This is a genomic window from Pseudomonas sp. AO-1 (assembly GCF_019775695.1).
GTDB classification, from domain to species: Bacteria; Pseudomonadota; Gammaproteobacteria; order Pseudomonadales; family Pseudomonadaceae; genus Aquipseudomonas; species Aquipseudomonas parakoreensis.
The window spans coordinates 2,079,318-2,095,559 of sequence record NZ_CP079947.1 but is presented as its reverse complement, the minus strand read 5'-3'; the positions used below and the strand labels follow the sequence as shown (position 1 = coordinate 2,095,559).

The following is a 16,242-nucleotide window of genomic DNA, read 5'->3' as shown; positions in this document are numbered from 1 at the left end:
GATCAATTTTTGTAGCGTTGGGCCGCGGAGCTGCGCGACAGATTCGGTGCCATGACATGCCGCGCGCGCACGAAGGCCTGCCATTCCCCCTCATCCGGCAACGAAGGGATAGTAATCAACTCGCCCTGATCCAGACCGGCCAGCGCCGCATCAACCATCTCGCCAGCCTCCATCACCATCTCTGCCGGAATACCGCTGGCGTCGATGCCCGAGCGTTCCCAGATTTCAGTGCGGGTAACCCCGGGCAGCACCGCTTGCACTTTCACGCCAGTACCTTCGAGCTCGGCGTTGAGCGATTGAGTCAGGCTCAACACGTAAGCTTTACTCGCGCTGTAGGTGGCGTTGAAGCGCTCCGGAAACAGCGCCACCACCGAGGCGATGTTGATGATCGTGCCACGTCCGGCCTTGGCGAAACTGGCGGCGGCTGCCGAGGCCAGCAACGTTACGGCGGTGACGTTCAACTGGATCAGACGCTCCAGTTGCTCGGCATCGGAGTTGGCCAGTAAGCCATCGGCTGCGACCCCGGCGTTGTTCACCAACAGCGTGATGCCTGAATCACTGCGCAGGCGTTGCTGGAGTTTGAGGACATCGTCCTTTTGCGTCAGGTCGGCTTTGAGCACTTCGACCTTTACACCGTGCGCTTCGCGCAACTCGCCCGCAGCGCTTTCAAGACGCTGTTGATCGCGTGCCACCAACAGCAAATCAAAACCACGCGCTGCCAGCCGCTGCGCGTAGATGGCACCGATACCGGACGATGCGCCAGTGACGACGGCCGTACCTTGAGACTGGACTGAACTCATGAGAGCGCTCCTGAAACATATTGGGAGATAGGCCTCCAACGCTCACTTGCCTGGAGGTGACGGAAATTATTATAGGCATAATCTCAAGACAATATGATACCCATAATTTTCAGCTCGCCGACGGACGCGACGGCGCTCCCTCTGTCGCATCTCTACCACCAGAAAGCAGAAAGGCCGGTCAATGACCGGCCCCTTGGCGTTGAATAATCAGCTTAGTTCACTTCCAGCTTGTCGCGGTTGCGATCGAGGATCGCCTTGCCGATGCCCTTCACTTCCAGCAACTCATCCACCGAGGCGAATGGCCCATTAGCATCACGATACGCAACAATCGCTTTGGCCTTTGTCTCGCCAACTCCGGCCAATTGTTTTTGCAGAGTGGCTGCGTCGGCACCGTTGAGATCGACCTTTTCACTCGACGGCAATGTCACGTTATCGCTCACCATCGTTGCATTATCCGTGTTCGGGACGACGGCAGGTGCCGCGACTACAGCGATTGAAGCACTGGTGAGCAAAGCAAAAACCAGGGAGTAGAAAAAACCGTTACGCATAAATGACGCTCCATCATCGATTGAGAAAGCAGCTTTTCCGAAGCTGCTCTCCAAACTTAGGCGATGGTTGGCGGGTGTCAAAAATGCGTCTATTACAGGATGTGAAACAATCAGGGTTCAAGACGGCGTTGTTGATAGATCCAGTCGACGATTTCGCCGTCCGGGGTGTAGCCGCTGACAGTTTCGCGCAGCAACTGGCGCACTCGTGAGTAATCATCCTTTTCGACTGCGACGAGTAATTCGTGCAGGCGCGCCTTGAGTACATCCCAGGGAAGGTGATCCTCGTTGGCGGTCATGATCATCGGATGGGGTGTTGCTGCTACGTTGTCGCCGATCAACAGCTCCTCGTAGAGCTTTTCACCTGGCCGCAAGCCAGTGAATTCGATGGAAATATCCCCCTGAGGGTTGCGCTCGGAGCGAATGCTCAAGCCCGACAGGTGGATCATTTTTTCTGCCAACTCGACAATTTTGACCGGTTCCCCCATGTCCAGCACGAAGACATCACCGCCCTGCCCCATGGACCCGGCTTGAATGACCAGCTGCGCGGCTTCCGGAATCGTCATGAAGTAGCGGGTGATCTTGGGATGGGTGACCGTCAGCGGGCCGCCTGATTTGATCTGACTGTGGAACAGCGGGATCACCGAACCCGACGATCCCAGCACATTGCCGAAACGGACCATGGTGAAGCGGGTTTTGTTGACTCGGGAAACGTTTGATTTGTCACCAAACAATACCGGCGCTATCTCACGGCTCAAGGCCTGCAACGTCAACTCGGCCAAACGTTTGGTGCTGCCCATGACATTTGTAGGCCGCACCGCTTTGTCGGTGGAGATCAGGACGAAATTCGAAACGCCCGACTGTAAGGCGGCCTGAGCAGTATTGAGTGTACCCATTACATTGTTGAGTACACCTTCAGCTATGTTGTGCTCAACCATAGGTACATGCTTATAGGCTGCGGCATGATAAACGGTGTCGACTTTCCAGTACTTCATGACATCGAGGAGTTTAGCCGGGTCACGGATTGACCCGAGAATCGGCAGCAACCGCAAGGAAATCGATTCACAGGCAGCACGCTGCTCTAGCTCTGACAAAATGCTGTAGAGGTTGAATTCGCCGTGGTCGAACAAAATGAGAGTGATCGGGCCCAAGGCAAATATTTGCCGGCACAGCTCCGAACCTATCGACCCCCCTGCGCCCGTGACCATGACCGTCTTGCCTTTGATACAACGCTCGAGCAGATCAGGTTGGGCAGGCACGGAGTCGCGCCCCAACAAATCCGCGATATCCACTTCCTGAATATCTTCAACCTTGACCCTGCCACTGGCTAGATCAGTAAAGTTCGGGACGCTGCGAATATGGAGCGGAAAACCTTCAAGCAAGTTAAGGATTTCCCGACGTCTCGCCCGGGTCGAAGAGGGTAAGGCAAGTAGAATTTCCTTCGCGCCCGTCACATCGATCATTTGCTGAATATGCTTGGGCTTGTACACCTGCAAGCCTGAGATGGAGCGATCGGAAATACCCGGATCGTCATCGATGAACGCTACCGGACGCATTACCCGCCCCATGCGAAGCGCCGCTACCAGTTGGTTACCGGCAACCCCCGCGCCATATACAGCAACTTTGATCAGGCCATCGTCGCGGTTGGCAAAGGGCACATGCTGAACCGCATTGAACCAGTCACCCATGAAGTACTGGCGCATCAGTAGACGCAGTCCACCGATGATCACCATACTCAACCACCAGTAGTTGAAGATTATGGAGCGCGGAACCACAGTTTCGTGATTGCTGTACCAGTAAACAATCAGCGCGAGAATCAACGATGAAAGACTGACCGCCTTGATGATCGCAACCAATGCGTCGTTGCCGAAGTAACGCATGACCGCCCGGTACATGCCGAAACGGATAAACAGGGGGATAGCCACAAGCGGGGCTGACGCGAACAACCATAAATGGACGCGCAACGGGTTATACATATCGTCGATGCCAAGCCGAACGATAAAAGCCAACCAAAGCGCCAGCCACACCAACACAATATCGGTGGCAACCTGAATCAACCTTTTGCGGCGCCGAGGCAATCCCAGCAGATACGCTCGAATTTTATCCATCATCCCGTCACTTCCTCAGCACGATCCTTTCAACTGAATTTTTGCGCCGAATCCTGTGATACAGACGACTTTTACAGCAGCGCTAAACAGTAACACTGTTTTTCAATTATTTGATGTTCGACCTTCCAGTCGTCCCGCCTCGTACCTCACCGCCAGCCACACCAGAGGCAGGTAAGCCAGGATCAGGGCGAAGGCTCCATCCCATTTGTAGAGCACTACTCCAATCGCAATAGGCATTAGCCAGAGCAAGTTGATCAGGCAGACGGCAAGCGCGACAGGCATATGACCGCCATGCGACCGGGAAGCAAACTGATAGGCATGGCTCCGGTGCGCCTCGTAAACCTTGTCGCCGCGAAGCAGACGCCTTAACAGCGTGAAGGTGGCATCGACAATAAACACCCCTAGCAGAATGAGCCAACCCCACAGTAAATCAGGCGCGATCCAAGCCGCTTGTAGAGACAAAAGTCCCAACACGACACCCAGAAAACCACTGCCTGCATCCCCCATGAAAATCTTCGCCGGCGGAAAATTCCAACACAAAAAACCCGCTACGCAAGCAGCAAGAAGGACTGCGGGCCATGCAAGATCAGCGTTACCGCTGAACCAATAGATAAGCACGCCGCCGAAACACACGGTGATCGCCTCAAGACTGGCAATACCGTCGATACCGTCCATGAAATTGTAGAGATTCAGCATCCACACCAGATAAACCACAGCCAGAAAATGCCCGATCCAGCCTGGATCAATCGAGAATCCAAACAAGGCAAAGGGCGCGACCCCCCCCAGCCAGTAAACTCCCCAACCCGCACTCAGGAAATGCGCCAGCAATCTCCATCGCGCGGCAATATGGCCATGGTCATCCAGAAACCCGATCACAGCAGTGACCGAACCCGCCCCTAGAAAAGCAATAAAGGTATCAGATGACATCAATCCACAGCCATATAGCATACAGAGCGCTACAACATAGCTCAGCACTATTGCCACTCCTCCGCCGCGCGGAGTCGGGACTGAATGAGAGCTGCGGTCATTCGGCACATCCATGAGGCTTCGCGCCAGCGCATAACGCCTTAAGCCTGCGGTCAGGGCGAACGAAACTCCCACCAACAATGGAACAATCCAGTAGAAGTTCATTACTTTTGAGATTCCAGATAGGCTTGCACGGTCGCGTTCAGTCCTTGATCGAGGCTCATTGGAGGCACCCACCCCAAGAGTCGTAAGTTTTTGCTTATATCAACCTGAAGAGAACCGAAAAGTCGCTGGGCAATGGCCTCCCTGCCCAGGAGCTTTGCCCCCAGACGCATAAAAGCCACCGGAAATGGCAACAGCCTCGCGGGCTTATTCAATGCTCGACCGATTTTCATCAACAGCTCTGTTGTGGATACATCCTCACCATCGCTGGCAAGAAAAGTCTGATTGGCCGCTGCTGGATGAGAGAAGCACGTCAGTATCAGATCGATCAGGTTATCCAGGCTCACCAGACTACGCTTGTTGACGATCGCACCAAACGGCAACGGAACTCCCCGTTCCAGCCAGCGGATCATACTTAAAAAGTTCGCTTTCACGCCCGGCCCGTAAACCAGTACGGGCCTGATAATAACAAGTTCCATTGACGTCGAAGATACCAACTGGCGAAGAGCTTCTTCAGCTTCACACTTGGAAATGCCATAGGGATCGACGGGGGAAAAGGGATCGTCTGCCGTAAAGGCTCTGCCAGGAACAGTAGACTCCCCGTTCACTTTGATTGAGCTGATGTAAATGAATCGACGGACCTTCGCTTTCACGGCCTGTCGAGCCAGGTTCAGAGTGCCCTCGACATTTACCAAGCGAAACTCGGTCAAGGGATCGCCCGACTGCTCGTCCATCACGTGAACCCGTGCTGCGGCGTGCACTACAACGTCGACGTCAACCAGAGCAGCCTGCCAATCAACGGTTGGAGTCAGGCCAGGAACATTGAACGCGCGCACTGACGCAGGCAGGCTTTTGCAGTCACGTCTTAATGCCGTGCGCAAGGAGTATTCTTTTTGACTTGCCAATGTCCTTAACAGGGCGCCGCCCAGAAAACCCGAACCACCTGTAACCAATACGGTGCTAGCGTTCATCTATCTCATTCTTAAATAGCAAAATCATCGTGATAGCAACCCTGGTCCCACACCTTCGACATATCGCGCAGTCTGCTGTGATCGCGAAGCATCGTCCTGGGCAGCAAGCCAATGCACTGAACACGCGAAACCGAATGGATTTGTTATAGGGCAACGCCTGAGATCTGTCGTCTATGGCGGCCATGATACCTGTAAACCCGGACCATGCTTTTCAGCCATAAAAATGACGGATGCACATGCTACCTGATTGCCCCCTGTCCGCCGGTCAATATCCCTGCGCAGATGCGGCTAAGCACTACTAGGGCAAAGTAATTTTCGCTACAATGCCCGTTTTGACTTTGGTCATCCAATGTTATTCCGAGGCTGACTCGCGGTTAGTGCCCTCGCCACGGATTTTTCTGACCAACGAGTCATTTATTCGCAACGGAGTGCTAGGTGCATAGCCCCTCAACATCAGATTCTAGCGTGGACACTCACCCGGCAAACCAACTCGTGAAGTCAAATTGCTTCCACCGCTCATTGTCCAAGCGTGTCGCAATACTTATGTGCACGTACAACGGTCAACGTTTTCTGGCTGACCAACTGGCCTCCATCGCAACCCAGACTCACGAAAACTGGATAATTGCCGTATCCGACGACGGATCAACCGATCAGACCCTGGACATTCTCGCGGCGTTTTCCGAAGGATTGAAGACAGCAGACAGTGTCCGCGTGTTCCAGGGTCCCAAACGGGGGTTTGCCGCCAATTTCCTGACTCTCACCTGCAACGAGGCTGTTCAAGCGGATTTTTATGCATGGTCTGATCAGGACGATATCTGGCTGGACACCAAACTCGAGACAGCTCTGGACTGGCTGCAAACGATTCCCACGGATGTTCCGGCACTTTACTGCGGGAGGACCCGCGGCATGAACTCGCACGGAAAGCCCATGGAATGCTCACCACTTTTTTCACGTCCTCCGGCGTTTGCCAATGCATTGGTACAGAGCATCGCGGGAGGCAATACGATGGTGTTCAACCATGCAGCACGCGAATTGATGCGCATCGCAGGCGATCATCTAGAGATCGTCGCGCACGACTGGTGGGCCTATCTTCTGGTGACCGGCGCTGGCGGCAAGGTTGCCTACGACGCACAACCTTTCGTTCTGTATCGTCAGCATGAAGACAACCTGATCGGGGCCAACTCCGGATTGAAAGCCCGGTTTTCACGGTTTCGCCAGATGCTCAAAGGACGCTTTTCGAACTGGAATGAACAGAACATCCATTGCCTGACTTCGGCGCACGCACTGCTGACTAATGAAAACCGGAAAAAACTTGAATGCTTTCGCCTTGCGCGAAAAGGCAACTTGCCGCGCCGCCTTCTTGGACTGCTGCGTGCCGGTGTCTACCGCCAGACACTGCCAGGTAACATCGGACTTCTCCTCGCAGCCATCGTGAAGGGTATTTGACCGATGACAACCAATCGAAAGCTTCACCGTGACGGCAACGGTGTATTCGTCAAATCGGGTTTCAGTCATTGCGCTGCACCCATCGGCTACTTCCAGTCGCCACCTTCAAGCGAACTAAATAACGTCGCTCGTACAATCTATCAACTTACCGAACGGCCTCCATTGGAGCTTTTGCCTTGAACATGCATGATTCATTTCCAACGTCGCCTTTGCGAATGCTGATCAGCGCAATTAAAAATCGCCAACTGATCATGCAACTGACAAAACGAGAGATTTCATCTCGTTATCGCGGTTCAGTGGGGGGCGTAGCATGGTCATTTATCAACCCGCTGCTATTGCTCGCTATTTATACATTTGTCTTTTCAACCGTATTCAATGCGCGCTGGGGCGGCAGCGGTGCGGCCACCGGGTCCAAAGTCGACTTCGCGCTGATTCTGTTTACCGGCCTGATCATTCATGCGTTCTGCGCAGAATGCATCAACTCGGCACCCAAACTGATCACTGGCAACGTCAACTTTGTAAAAAAAGTCGTTTTTCCGATTGAAACCCTCGCTCCGACCTCGGTGTTGAACGCCCTGTTTCACCTGTGCGTCAGCCTGTCGGTGCTGCTGGCAGCACAACTGGTGTTCAATCACTCGATTCCGCTTACTGCGCTGTTTTTCCCGATTGTTCTGATACCGCTAATCCTGATGGTGATAGGCCTATCCTGGATCTTGTCCGCACTCGGCGCATACATACGCGATATTGGCCAGGTCACGGGCATGGCCGCCACGGCACTGCTGTTTCTGTCGCCGGTTTTCTACCCGATCAGCGCCTTGCCTGAAGAGTACCGCGGCTGGCTATATATCAACCCATTGACCGCTATCATCGAAAATGGCCGCGCAACCCTGTTGTTCGGCCAGATCCCTGATATGCACACACTTGGCACGAGCTATATCGTCGGCATTGTTATCTGCTGCCTCGGCTTTGCATTCTTCCAAAAAACTCGCGCAGGCTTTGCTGATGTCCTCTAAAGATGTTGCCATTCGCGTCAATGACCTCTCCAAGCGTTTCAACATGTATGAGAAAGCGCACGATCGCTTGCTTCAGATGATCTTGCCATCAAAGAAACTTCACCATGAGTTCTGGGCTCTCAAGGACATCAACTTTGAAGTTGCACGCGGCGAGTCTGTCGGCATCATCGGCAAAAACGGTTCGGGCAAATCCACACTGCTGCAGATTATCTGCGGCACACTGACGCCGACCTCGGGCACGGTAAATGTCGATGGGCGCATTGCCGCGTTGCTTGAGCTGGGCTCAGGTTTCAATCCGGAATTCAGCGGGCGGGAAAACGTTTATCTCAACTGTGCGATCCACGGCCTGAATCGCAGCAAGACTGACGAACTGATGGATGACATCCTGTCGTTTGCAGACATCGGGGAATTCGTCGACCAACCCGTAAAGACTTACTCCAGCGGTATGTTCGTGAGGCTGGCATTTTCTGTCCAGGCTAATCTGAAACCTGAAATCCTGATTGTCGACGAAGCCTTGGCGGTCGGCGATGCGCTGTTTCAGAAACGTTGCTACGAACGAATCGAAAAGCTCACCAGCAATGGCACAACCCTGCTGTTCGTCTCCCACGATGAAGAATCGGTGCGGACCCTCACGCAGCGGGCGATCTTTCTTTCCAATGGGAAAATTGAAAGCATCGGGTCTTCGGCCGACGTCATCCTCGATTACCGCAGGAACCTGCACGAACAGGAAAGTCTTTACCTGCAACAGTTGACGAAAAACCTTTCCGACAAGGCTGCGCAACATCAGAAGGACGATAACAAGGCTGCCAAGACCGAATCGAAAACTGCAGACCGGTTCTCCTTCGGTAATCAGGATGCCGAGGTTCTGGATGTGCGCGTGTTGAACGCCGAGGGCGAAGAAACCCAGGTTTTCTATGCCACACAGACGTCTGTCATTCGCGTGTCCTTCCGCTGCAACGTCGATCTTGACCACCTGAATGTGAGCCTGCGTCTTCGCAACAAGGAAGGCGTCAAGATTTACTCCTGGGGCACGCTAAATCAGGACATGGCCATTGCCGCCAATCTGGCGACGGGCGAGACCTTCTGGACCAAGACATTCACTGCCGGCACCGAGTCATCTGTTGATTTTCAGTTTGAATGCAGTCTGGGCGCCAACCTTTACGAAATTCAGGCTGCCATCTCCCAGGAAGGCAAACCTTACTACGCCGAACAACGCATTCTTCACTGGCGAGACGAGGCGGCATTTTTTACGGTGGCTACCAAGCCCCGCGAATACCATTTTGGCGGTGTCCTCGACCTCCGCATGAAAGCAATCGAACTCAAGGGCTGAGTTAATGAATATTTCCACCACAAACATTTGCTCGGCATCACTGACGGCAGGGGAACGCCAACAACTGGTCTCGCAGGTACTTTCAGCCTGTGGTAACGGCAAAGTGCTACATATCGGCCTGCCTGATACAGAGTTGCTGCGGGCCTTCCTGCTGGCGGGTGTGCAGGCGTACAACGTCTTCCCGGGTGCTGAAACCGAGTGTGGCAATGCACAGCTCCCAGGACGGTTCATTGCATGGGACGGTGCTGACCTGCTATTGGACGACGAGAGTTTTTCGACGGTATTGATCACTCATGCCGACGACGCAGCTCTCTCCCTCAAGCGTTTGGCTGTCGAAGCGCCAAGAGTCTCGAAACGCAACATCTTCCTGTTTCTGGACACCAGCTGCGAACCCGACACAAAAGAAGCCCGCAAAGCTTGGGAAATGCTGTTCTTCGAAAACGGCGTACGCAAACACCCTGCCTACTATCGCGTCAACGACTACCAGTCTCTGCAATATGAACAAGGCAAAATTGCCATACCGCTTGAGAAGCTTCCCAAGGAAGCCGCCACCGTTTATCCATTGGAAGCGCTGAAAGACGAGCGCGACTTGCACATGGACATGACGCGTGAGCCTGGCAGTCGCTCCGATGGCCATATCATTCGCTATCTCCTGGCCAGTCGCTATGTGCGCAACGGCGACCGCATCCTCGACGCAGCCTGCGGACTGGGTTACGGCGCCTATACTTTGTTCAACTGCTCGGACGCCAGCTCGATCCTCGGCGTTGATGGCAGCAACTATGCAGTCAAATACGCTGAAAAAAACTTCTCTGCGGTCAATTCGCAACTCACCTTCAAAGAAGGCTGGCTGCCGGAAGCGCTGAACGATATTCCGGATAATTCGATCGACCTCATTACCTCGTTTGAAACCTTGGAACACGTACCGGATCCGGTTGGATTGCTGGCAGAGTTCTACCGGGTCCTGAGTCCGTCCGGGCGAATCGTACTTTCCGTTCCAAATGACTGGTCAGACGAAACCGGAGAAGATCCGAACGAATTCCACTTTCACGTCTACACGTGGGAGCGCATCGTTAAAGAACTGGAAAAAGACTTCATCGTCGAAGCGGCTTACGCCCAGACAGCGGATCAATACAAACCGAAAATCAACAATGCTTACGAGTGGGCAGTCGGCATTCGCGAGCTGTATGAAGTAGACCCCAAGACATTGATCGAAAAAGATCCGTCTTGTGAATGGTGCCTTCTGGTCGGCATGAAATCGCCGACACTGGGCGCAACCGTGCCTTACCGCGAAACCACCTACGATCTCTATCCTGAAAACCCGGGATGGAAGGTCACGCGTTTTGACGACTATGCCAACCCCTGGCTGGTGAAAGGCCTGGTCACGATCGGTCATCGCATCGAAGACAGTCAGAAGCTGCTCGAACTGTCCCGCGAAGTGGCCACTCAAGCCTCGGCAACCTCACCGGACCTGGGGGCGGCACTGTGCATTCAGGCTTACCAACTGCTGCAGGCATCCACACTGACGGTGAATCAGCTGGAAGTGTTTGCAAAAGATGCTGACGTTTACATGAACCAGGCGGATCATTCACCGCAGCAGTTGCGCTGGAAAGTATCGATATCGTTCGTTATGGCCCAACTCTGGCAGGCCGCAGGCGACACTGATCGCGCCATTGATCTGTATAAAACTTGTGTGGCCTATGACTGCACCCAATACAGCCCGACTCTGATTACCAAGCAAATCAGGTCCTACCTGAATCTGGGTTTGATCGAGTCCGGCAAAGGCAACAATCAACAAGCTGTGTTGTATTGGCGTACAGGTGTCACCAGCGCAGAAAAGGCCCTCGCCATCGATTGGTGCGCCTCATTGGGCTCGCTCGAAAAACCGACCGATTTTGGTATGTCCGAACTGGGCGCCATTGTCGAACTCGCTTCTTCGTGCGCTTATGCCTTGCGATACGTTTCCAACACTGAGAATCGCACCCCGCAATGGTGGCATCAGCATCTTCGTGACCGCGACTCTCAACTGTCGAGAATGCCAGGTATCGTGGCGGAAACCGCGCGACTGAATCGGGTGGTCATCGACAAAGATGCGACCATTCAGTCTGTGATCACGCAGACCGAGCTCGCTGTACAGGCCGCCATCACCAAAACTGAGGCAGCGTTTCACTCTGCGATCACACAGACGGAAGAAGCGTTCGTGTCCGCCATCTCGCAAACCGAGGCAGCGTTCCAATATCTCATCAACAAAACAGAGGCGGTTGCTGAGTCCGCCATCAATCAGAGTCAGAATCTGAACTCCACGCTGAATGAAATTAATGACGCTCTGCAAGAAGCACTGGCCGCCTCTGAAGCAAGACAGCAGGAGATCAGCGCCCTGAACCAGCACCTGGAACAAAAGAACGCCATCGTGCAACAGCTCAACGTTGAAGTCGCACATCGCGAGCAACGGCTACAAGCCATCGGCCGGAGCCGACTGTTTCGTTTGAGTCAGGCATTTGCAGCGCAACCCAACGATCTCAAGAAATACTTGCGCATCGCCTACATGCTCGCCTCCCTCGTGACCCCTGCCCCCGCACGTCGCTTGCTGAGTCCGACCGTCTCGGCCTTGAAGAAAAGCCTGAGAGGCCAGCCACCAGCTATTGTGTCGAACACTGATGCGCCCACCGACATCAGTGAAGATACTTACATCGTCAAGCAGCCAACCAGTGTGAATGCTGTCCGGCCGCGGGTGCTGCATGTCATCGCCAACTTCATGACCGGCGGCTCCTCACGCCTGGTGGTGGACATCTACGAATACCTGGGCGTCCGGTTCGAGCAAAGTATTCTGACCAGCCATGCGCCGATCCCCGCCGCGTATTCGGGCATCACCATTAAGGAAATCAAACTGTCTGCAGACGAGATGCCTTTTGTCGAGTACCTGCAAGCACTACAACCAGATGTCATTCACATGCACTACTGGGGCGACTGTGATGAACCCTGGTATGACCAGACCATGCGTGCCGCGCAACAATTAGGCATTCCCGTCATCCAGAACATCAACACACCGGTTGCGCCTTACTTGTCGCCCTCCATCAAGCGTTACGTATACGTCAGTGATTACGTTCGCAACGTTTTTGGACAAGCAGAAGCACCGAATGCAACGGTTTATCCCGGCTCCGACTTCTCGATGTTCAAAGCCGATGCGCCCAATCAGACTGCTACCGACACGATCGGCATGGTTTACCGACTGGAAACGGACAAGCTTAATGCTGACTCCATTACTCCATTCATCAAAGCCGTACAGAAACGCCCGCAGACCCGCGTATTGATTGTCGGTGGCGGAAGTCTGATGGAGACCTTCAAGGAAGCGGTGAACTCGGCAGGCGTATCAGACAACTTTGAGTTCACCGGTTATGTCGCCTACTCGCAACTGCCGGACTTGTACCGCCGCATGAAGCTGTTTGTTGCGCCGGTCTGGAAAGAAAGCTTCGGCCAGGTGAGTCCTTTTGCGATGCGCATGCATGTTCCGGTTGTCGGGTATGACATCGGTGCAATTGGCGAGATTGTCGATGACAGCAGCCTGCTCGCCCCTTACGGCGATGCGGACAAGCTCTCTGACATCATCGTAGATCTGCTGAATGACAGTGCTCGTCGCACCTACATTGCCGACCGTCACAGCGAAAGAGCCGAGGCTCACTTCTCGATCCAGGCAATGATTGCGAGCTACGACCAGATCTATGCCGAAACCCTGGCGGAAACCAAACAATGAAAATCGTTTTTTTTGTGCACTGCTTCTTTCCGGATCATTTTTACGGAACAGAAACCTATACGCTGGAACTGGCAAAGAACTACCGCAACTGGGGTCACGAGGTAGTCATCGTCAGCGCCTTGTTCCAGGGCGAGCCGGCGGCAGCGGAACTGATCACTCGATATGAGCATGAAGGCTTTGAAGTTGTCCTGGTCGACAAAAACAAAATCCCTCACGTCAATATCAAGGAAACGTACTACCAGGCGGAGATGCGTCCGGTCTTGACCGATATTCTCGCCGACTTGAAACCGGACATCGTTCACGTCACTCATTTGATCAACCACACCAGTGCCTTGCTCGAAGCGACCAAGGCCTTGGGCATTCCGACCTACGCAACTTTCACGGACTTCTTCGGTTTCTGCCTGACCAATAAACTGGAAGCAGCCGACGGTGCACTGTGCGCAGGCCCGTCCAGAACTCGCAGCAACTGCGTGGCCTGCTACTTGAAAGAGACTGCGCGCACGTCGAAAGAGGGCTGGATCAGATACGCGAACAATGGCACGTCAGCCAAGCTCATCGCCAGCGCCGTAACTGCTCTGCGCAAAATGCCGGGCGTGAAAAACAGTGTGTTCGATCAAACGATCGACTACATCGCGGAGCGTCCGGACATTCTTGGAGCTCTTTACAACGGCTCCTACGCAGGTGCCGTCGCGCCAACCACCTTTTTAAGGGAAGCCTATGTCAACAACGACATCAACGTACCCATGAAAACCTTGTGGTTCGGCATCGATGTCGATCGCACGCCGAAGCCGCAGCGAGACGCCGAACACATTCCAGTGATCGGTTTCATCGGCCAGATAGCACCGCACAAAGGTACAGATCTGCTGATTGATGCCTTCAATCGCCTGCCAAAAGACAGTGCAAGATTGGTGATCTATGGTCCAACCGACCAGGACCCGGCGTACATGGAAGAATTGAAAGCCAAAAGCTCCGGCACGCAAATCGAGTTCCGTGGCGTTTTCGAGAGCAAGGATATGGTCAATATCCTGCGCGATATGGACACCTTGGTAATCCCGTCACGCTGGTATGAAAACAGCCCACTGGTGCTGCTGAACGCTCTGGCCACCCACACCCCTGCCTTGGTATCGGATGTGCGCGGCATGACCGAGTTTGTAGAGGCCGGGATAAACGGAGAGATATTCGATCGCGGCAGCGCCGAAGATCTTTATCGCAAGCTGTCAGCCTGGGTTGCCAACCCACAAGCCCTTTACGATCTCGCGAAAACCACGAACTACGAAAGGACGCCGGAAATCATGGCCCGAGAGACATTTGCCATGTATGCGAAGACGCCTGAAACGGTCTGACGGTTTTGTATTGAACAGCAGGGGCCAAGGACGGCCGATGCTGTACGCACTTCACATTCGCTTTAAATACCAAGCGCACGGGATTCATTTATGCATGCGACAGTCAAACTTGACGCACTGACATCATTACGTTTTTTTGCCGCTGCAATGATCGTTCTGGGACACACCCATGGAGCTTTTGGCTCTTTGGGGCTGGCAACGACGCTGTCCCTGGCTCAAGGTGTATCCTTCTTCTTCGTACTCTCCGGCTTTATCCTGGCGTACAACTATCCAACGCTCGCTACACGCCAGGAAACTGCCCATTTTTTTAAAGCACGCATAGCCCGGATCTGGCCTGCACACATCGCAGCAATCATCTTGCTGTACCTGCTGACGTCCGGTTGGAACCTGGGTGGGCTGACCTATCTTCAGGCTATATTTACAGCCCTGGCCAACCTGTTTCTGATTCAGTCCCTTATCCCCCTCAGAGATGTATTTCTCACATTTAACGGTGTCGCCTGGAGCATCTCGACCGAGATGTTCTTTTACTTCAGCTTTCCGTTATTGATTTCCAGTTTTATCCCGGGCTGGAAAGTAAAACTGATTTTCCTGAGTACCGTGGCAGCATTGTTTTTCGGATTCGCGATCGCTTGGAATATACCGGCAGATGATGCAGCGCCATCGGTGAGCCTGATGGGCCTGTTTTATGTGAACCCATTTGTTCGGATCATTGAGTTTTTTGCAGGGGTCCTCGCTTGCGGGGTGTATCAGAAAATCCACAGCCGTACCAAGAACCAATCCGGCCTGCTCTTTTCCGCAGCAGAGTTACTGGTCGTTGTGCTCGCAGTATTCGCAATGTGGATAACGCCAAAGCTCACGACTATTTTTGCCATGCACGGTGCCATTGGCGGCGCCGTAAACTATTACCTGATCAAGTCCGGCAGTTTCCTGTTTTTTGCAGCCCTGATTGTTGTATTCGCTCTCGGCAAGGGTGTGTTTTCCAAAGCCCTCTCCGCGCCTTTTCTCGTGCTGTTGGGAGAAATCAGCTTTTCCCTGTACCTGGTACACATGACGATCTTCCAGTGGTACATGGCAAACTCCTTGTACTTCAGCCATCTTCCACTTCTTGTGCAAACTGCCGGCTACTGGGCTATCGCCCTGTCAATGGCGTTTCTTCTGCACAAAGCCGTGGAGAACCCCTGCCGCAAGTTGATCCTGAGCGTAAACAAAACCACGATCCCAAAAGCCCTGAGCACGGCATACAATGTAAGAGCAAGTGCCTACCTCGCAGCAGCAGGTGCCTTGATCCTGGCCCTCAATGTGTTACCCGCAGCGTTCGCCCCCAAAGGCTGCCAATCAGACGAATGCACTTACCTGGTCAAGAACCACGCGTTAACCAGTTCACCGGAATTTGGTGAAAATCTGCGCCTTGTCGCCGCTAAATCCGTGAAGACGAGTTCAGGCAGCGACAACATCGAGTTGGCCTTCGAACTGATCAAGCCTCTCCCCAAGGGATATATTCTGGCGGTTCACCTCCTGGACAAGAACGCGGAGATTCTCGACAAGTCGGACACTGCGCTTTCAAAGTCTGAAAAGCTGAGGCCAGGGGATCAATGGACAGAGGTTGTGACACTCACAGCAGGTCTCAGTAAACCCTCACCGCAAATGCTGGGACTGGCAGTTTATCTTGACCCGGCCAGCCCGATTGCTGTGCACAGTAAGGTCTCTGACTATAACGGACGCCGAGCGCTACTCCAGCTCTCAAACATCCAATCCAATTAAGAGCCTTAGACTTTGGTGAGAATCATCGAAATTATCAAAATACGCAGCG

At 53.6% G+C, this 16,242-nt stretch carries 11 protein-coding genes; 6 read left to right on the top strand and 5 right to left on the bottom strand.

The genetic code is table 11. The annotated features are described in order from the left end of the window. Positions 1-2 precede the first annotated feature (2 nt). From KVQ82_RS09780 to KVQ82_RS09760, 5 genes are all read right to left on the bottom strand, one after another. Positions 3-800, bottom strand: a complete 798-nt coding sequence (locus KVQ82_RS09780; protein ID WP_222018740.1) for an SDR family oxidoreductase — start codon at positions 798-800, stop codon at positions 3-5. A gap of 212 nt (positions 801-1,012) precedes the next feature. Beyond that, the gene (locus tag KVQ82_RS09775) at positions 1,013-1,348 is read right to left on the bottom strand and encodes a helix-hairpin-helix domain-containing protein (RefSeq protein ID WP_041069434.1); all 336 of its coding nucleotides are present in this window, start codon (positions 1,346-1,348) and stop codon (positions 1,013-1,015) included. Positions 1,349-1,458: 110 nt separating this feature from the next. Next, positions 1,459-3,456, bottom strand: coding sequence for a nucleoside-diphosphate sugar epimerase/dehydratase (locus KVQ82_RS09770; protein ID WP_222018739.1), 1,998 nt, complete (start codon positions 3,454-3,456; stop codon positions 1,459-1,461). 99 nt (positions 3,457-3,555) lie between these two features. Next, the gene (locus KVQ82_RS09765) at positions 3,556-4,584 is read right to left on the bottom strand and encodes a glycosyltransferase family 4 protein (RefSeq protein ID WP_222018738.1); all 1,029 of its coding nucleotides are present in this window, start codon (positions 4,582-4,584) and stop codon (positions 3,556-3,558) included. Then, entirely contained in the window at positions 4,584-5,552 is a 969-nt protein-coding gene (locus KVQ82_RS09760) for an NAD-dependent epimerase/dehydratase family protein (RefSeq protein ID WP_222018737.1), read from the bottom strand. The genes KVQ82_RS09765 and KVQ82_RS09760 overlap by 1 nt, the downstream gene beginning before the upstream one ends. Before the next feature lie 543 nt (positions 5,553-6,095). Here KVQ82_RS09760 and KVQ82_RS09755 point away from each other — a divergent pair. From KVQ82_RS09755 to KVQ82_RS09730, 6 genes are all read left to right on the top strand, one after another. After that, a complete protein-coding gene (locus KVQ82_RS09755; RefSeq protein ID WP_222018736.1) occupies positions 6,096-6,998 on the top strand; it encodes a glycosyltransferase family 2 protein in 903 nt (300 codons plus the stop codon). A gap of 182 nt (positions 6,999-7,180) precedes the next feature. Then, positions 7,181-8,011 carry an ABC transporter permease gene (locus KVQ82_RS09750; protein WP_222019375.1) on the top strand — a complete coding sequence of 277 codons (831 nt, stop codon included), beginning with the start codon at positions 7,181-7,183 and terminating at the stop codon, positions 8,009-8,011. After that, positions 8,001-9,341, top strand: a complete 1,341-nt coding sequence (locus KVQ82_RS09745; RefSeq protein ID WP_222018735.1) for an ABC transporter ATP-binding protein — start codon at positions 8,001-8,003, stop codon at positions 9,339-9,341. Before KVQ82_RS09750 ends, KVQ82_RS09745 begins: the two co-directional genes overlap by 11 nt. Before the next feature lie 4 nt (positions 9,342-9,345). Further along, entirely contained in the window at positions 9,346-13,089 is a 3,744-nt protein-coding gene (locus KVQ82_RS09740) for a glycosyltransferase (protein WP_222018734.1), read from the top strand. After that, positions 13,086-14,432 (top strand): glycosyltransferase family 4 protein, encoded by a 1,347-nt coding sequence (locus KVQ82_RS09735; RefSeq protein ID WP_222018733.1) that lies wholly within the window; start codon positions 13,086-13,088, stop codon positions 14,430-14,432. The genes KVQ82_RS09740 and KVQ82_RS09735 overlap by 4 nt, the downstream gene beginning before the upstream one ends. A 90-nt stretch (positions 14,433-14,522) precedes the next feature. Further along, complete coding sequence (locus tag KVQ82_RS09730; protein ID WP_222018732.1) at positions 14,523-16,193, top strand: acyltransferase; 1,671 nt, start codon at positions 14,523-14,525, stop codon at positions 16,191-16,193. Positions 16,194-16,242 lie beyond the last annotated feature (49 nt).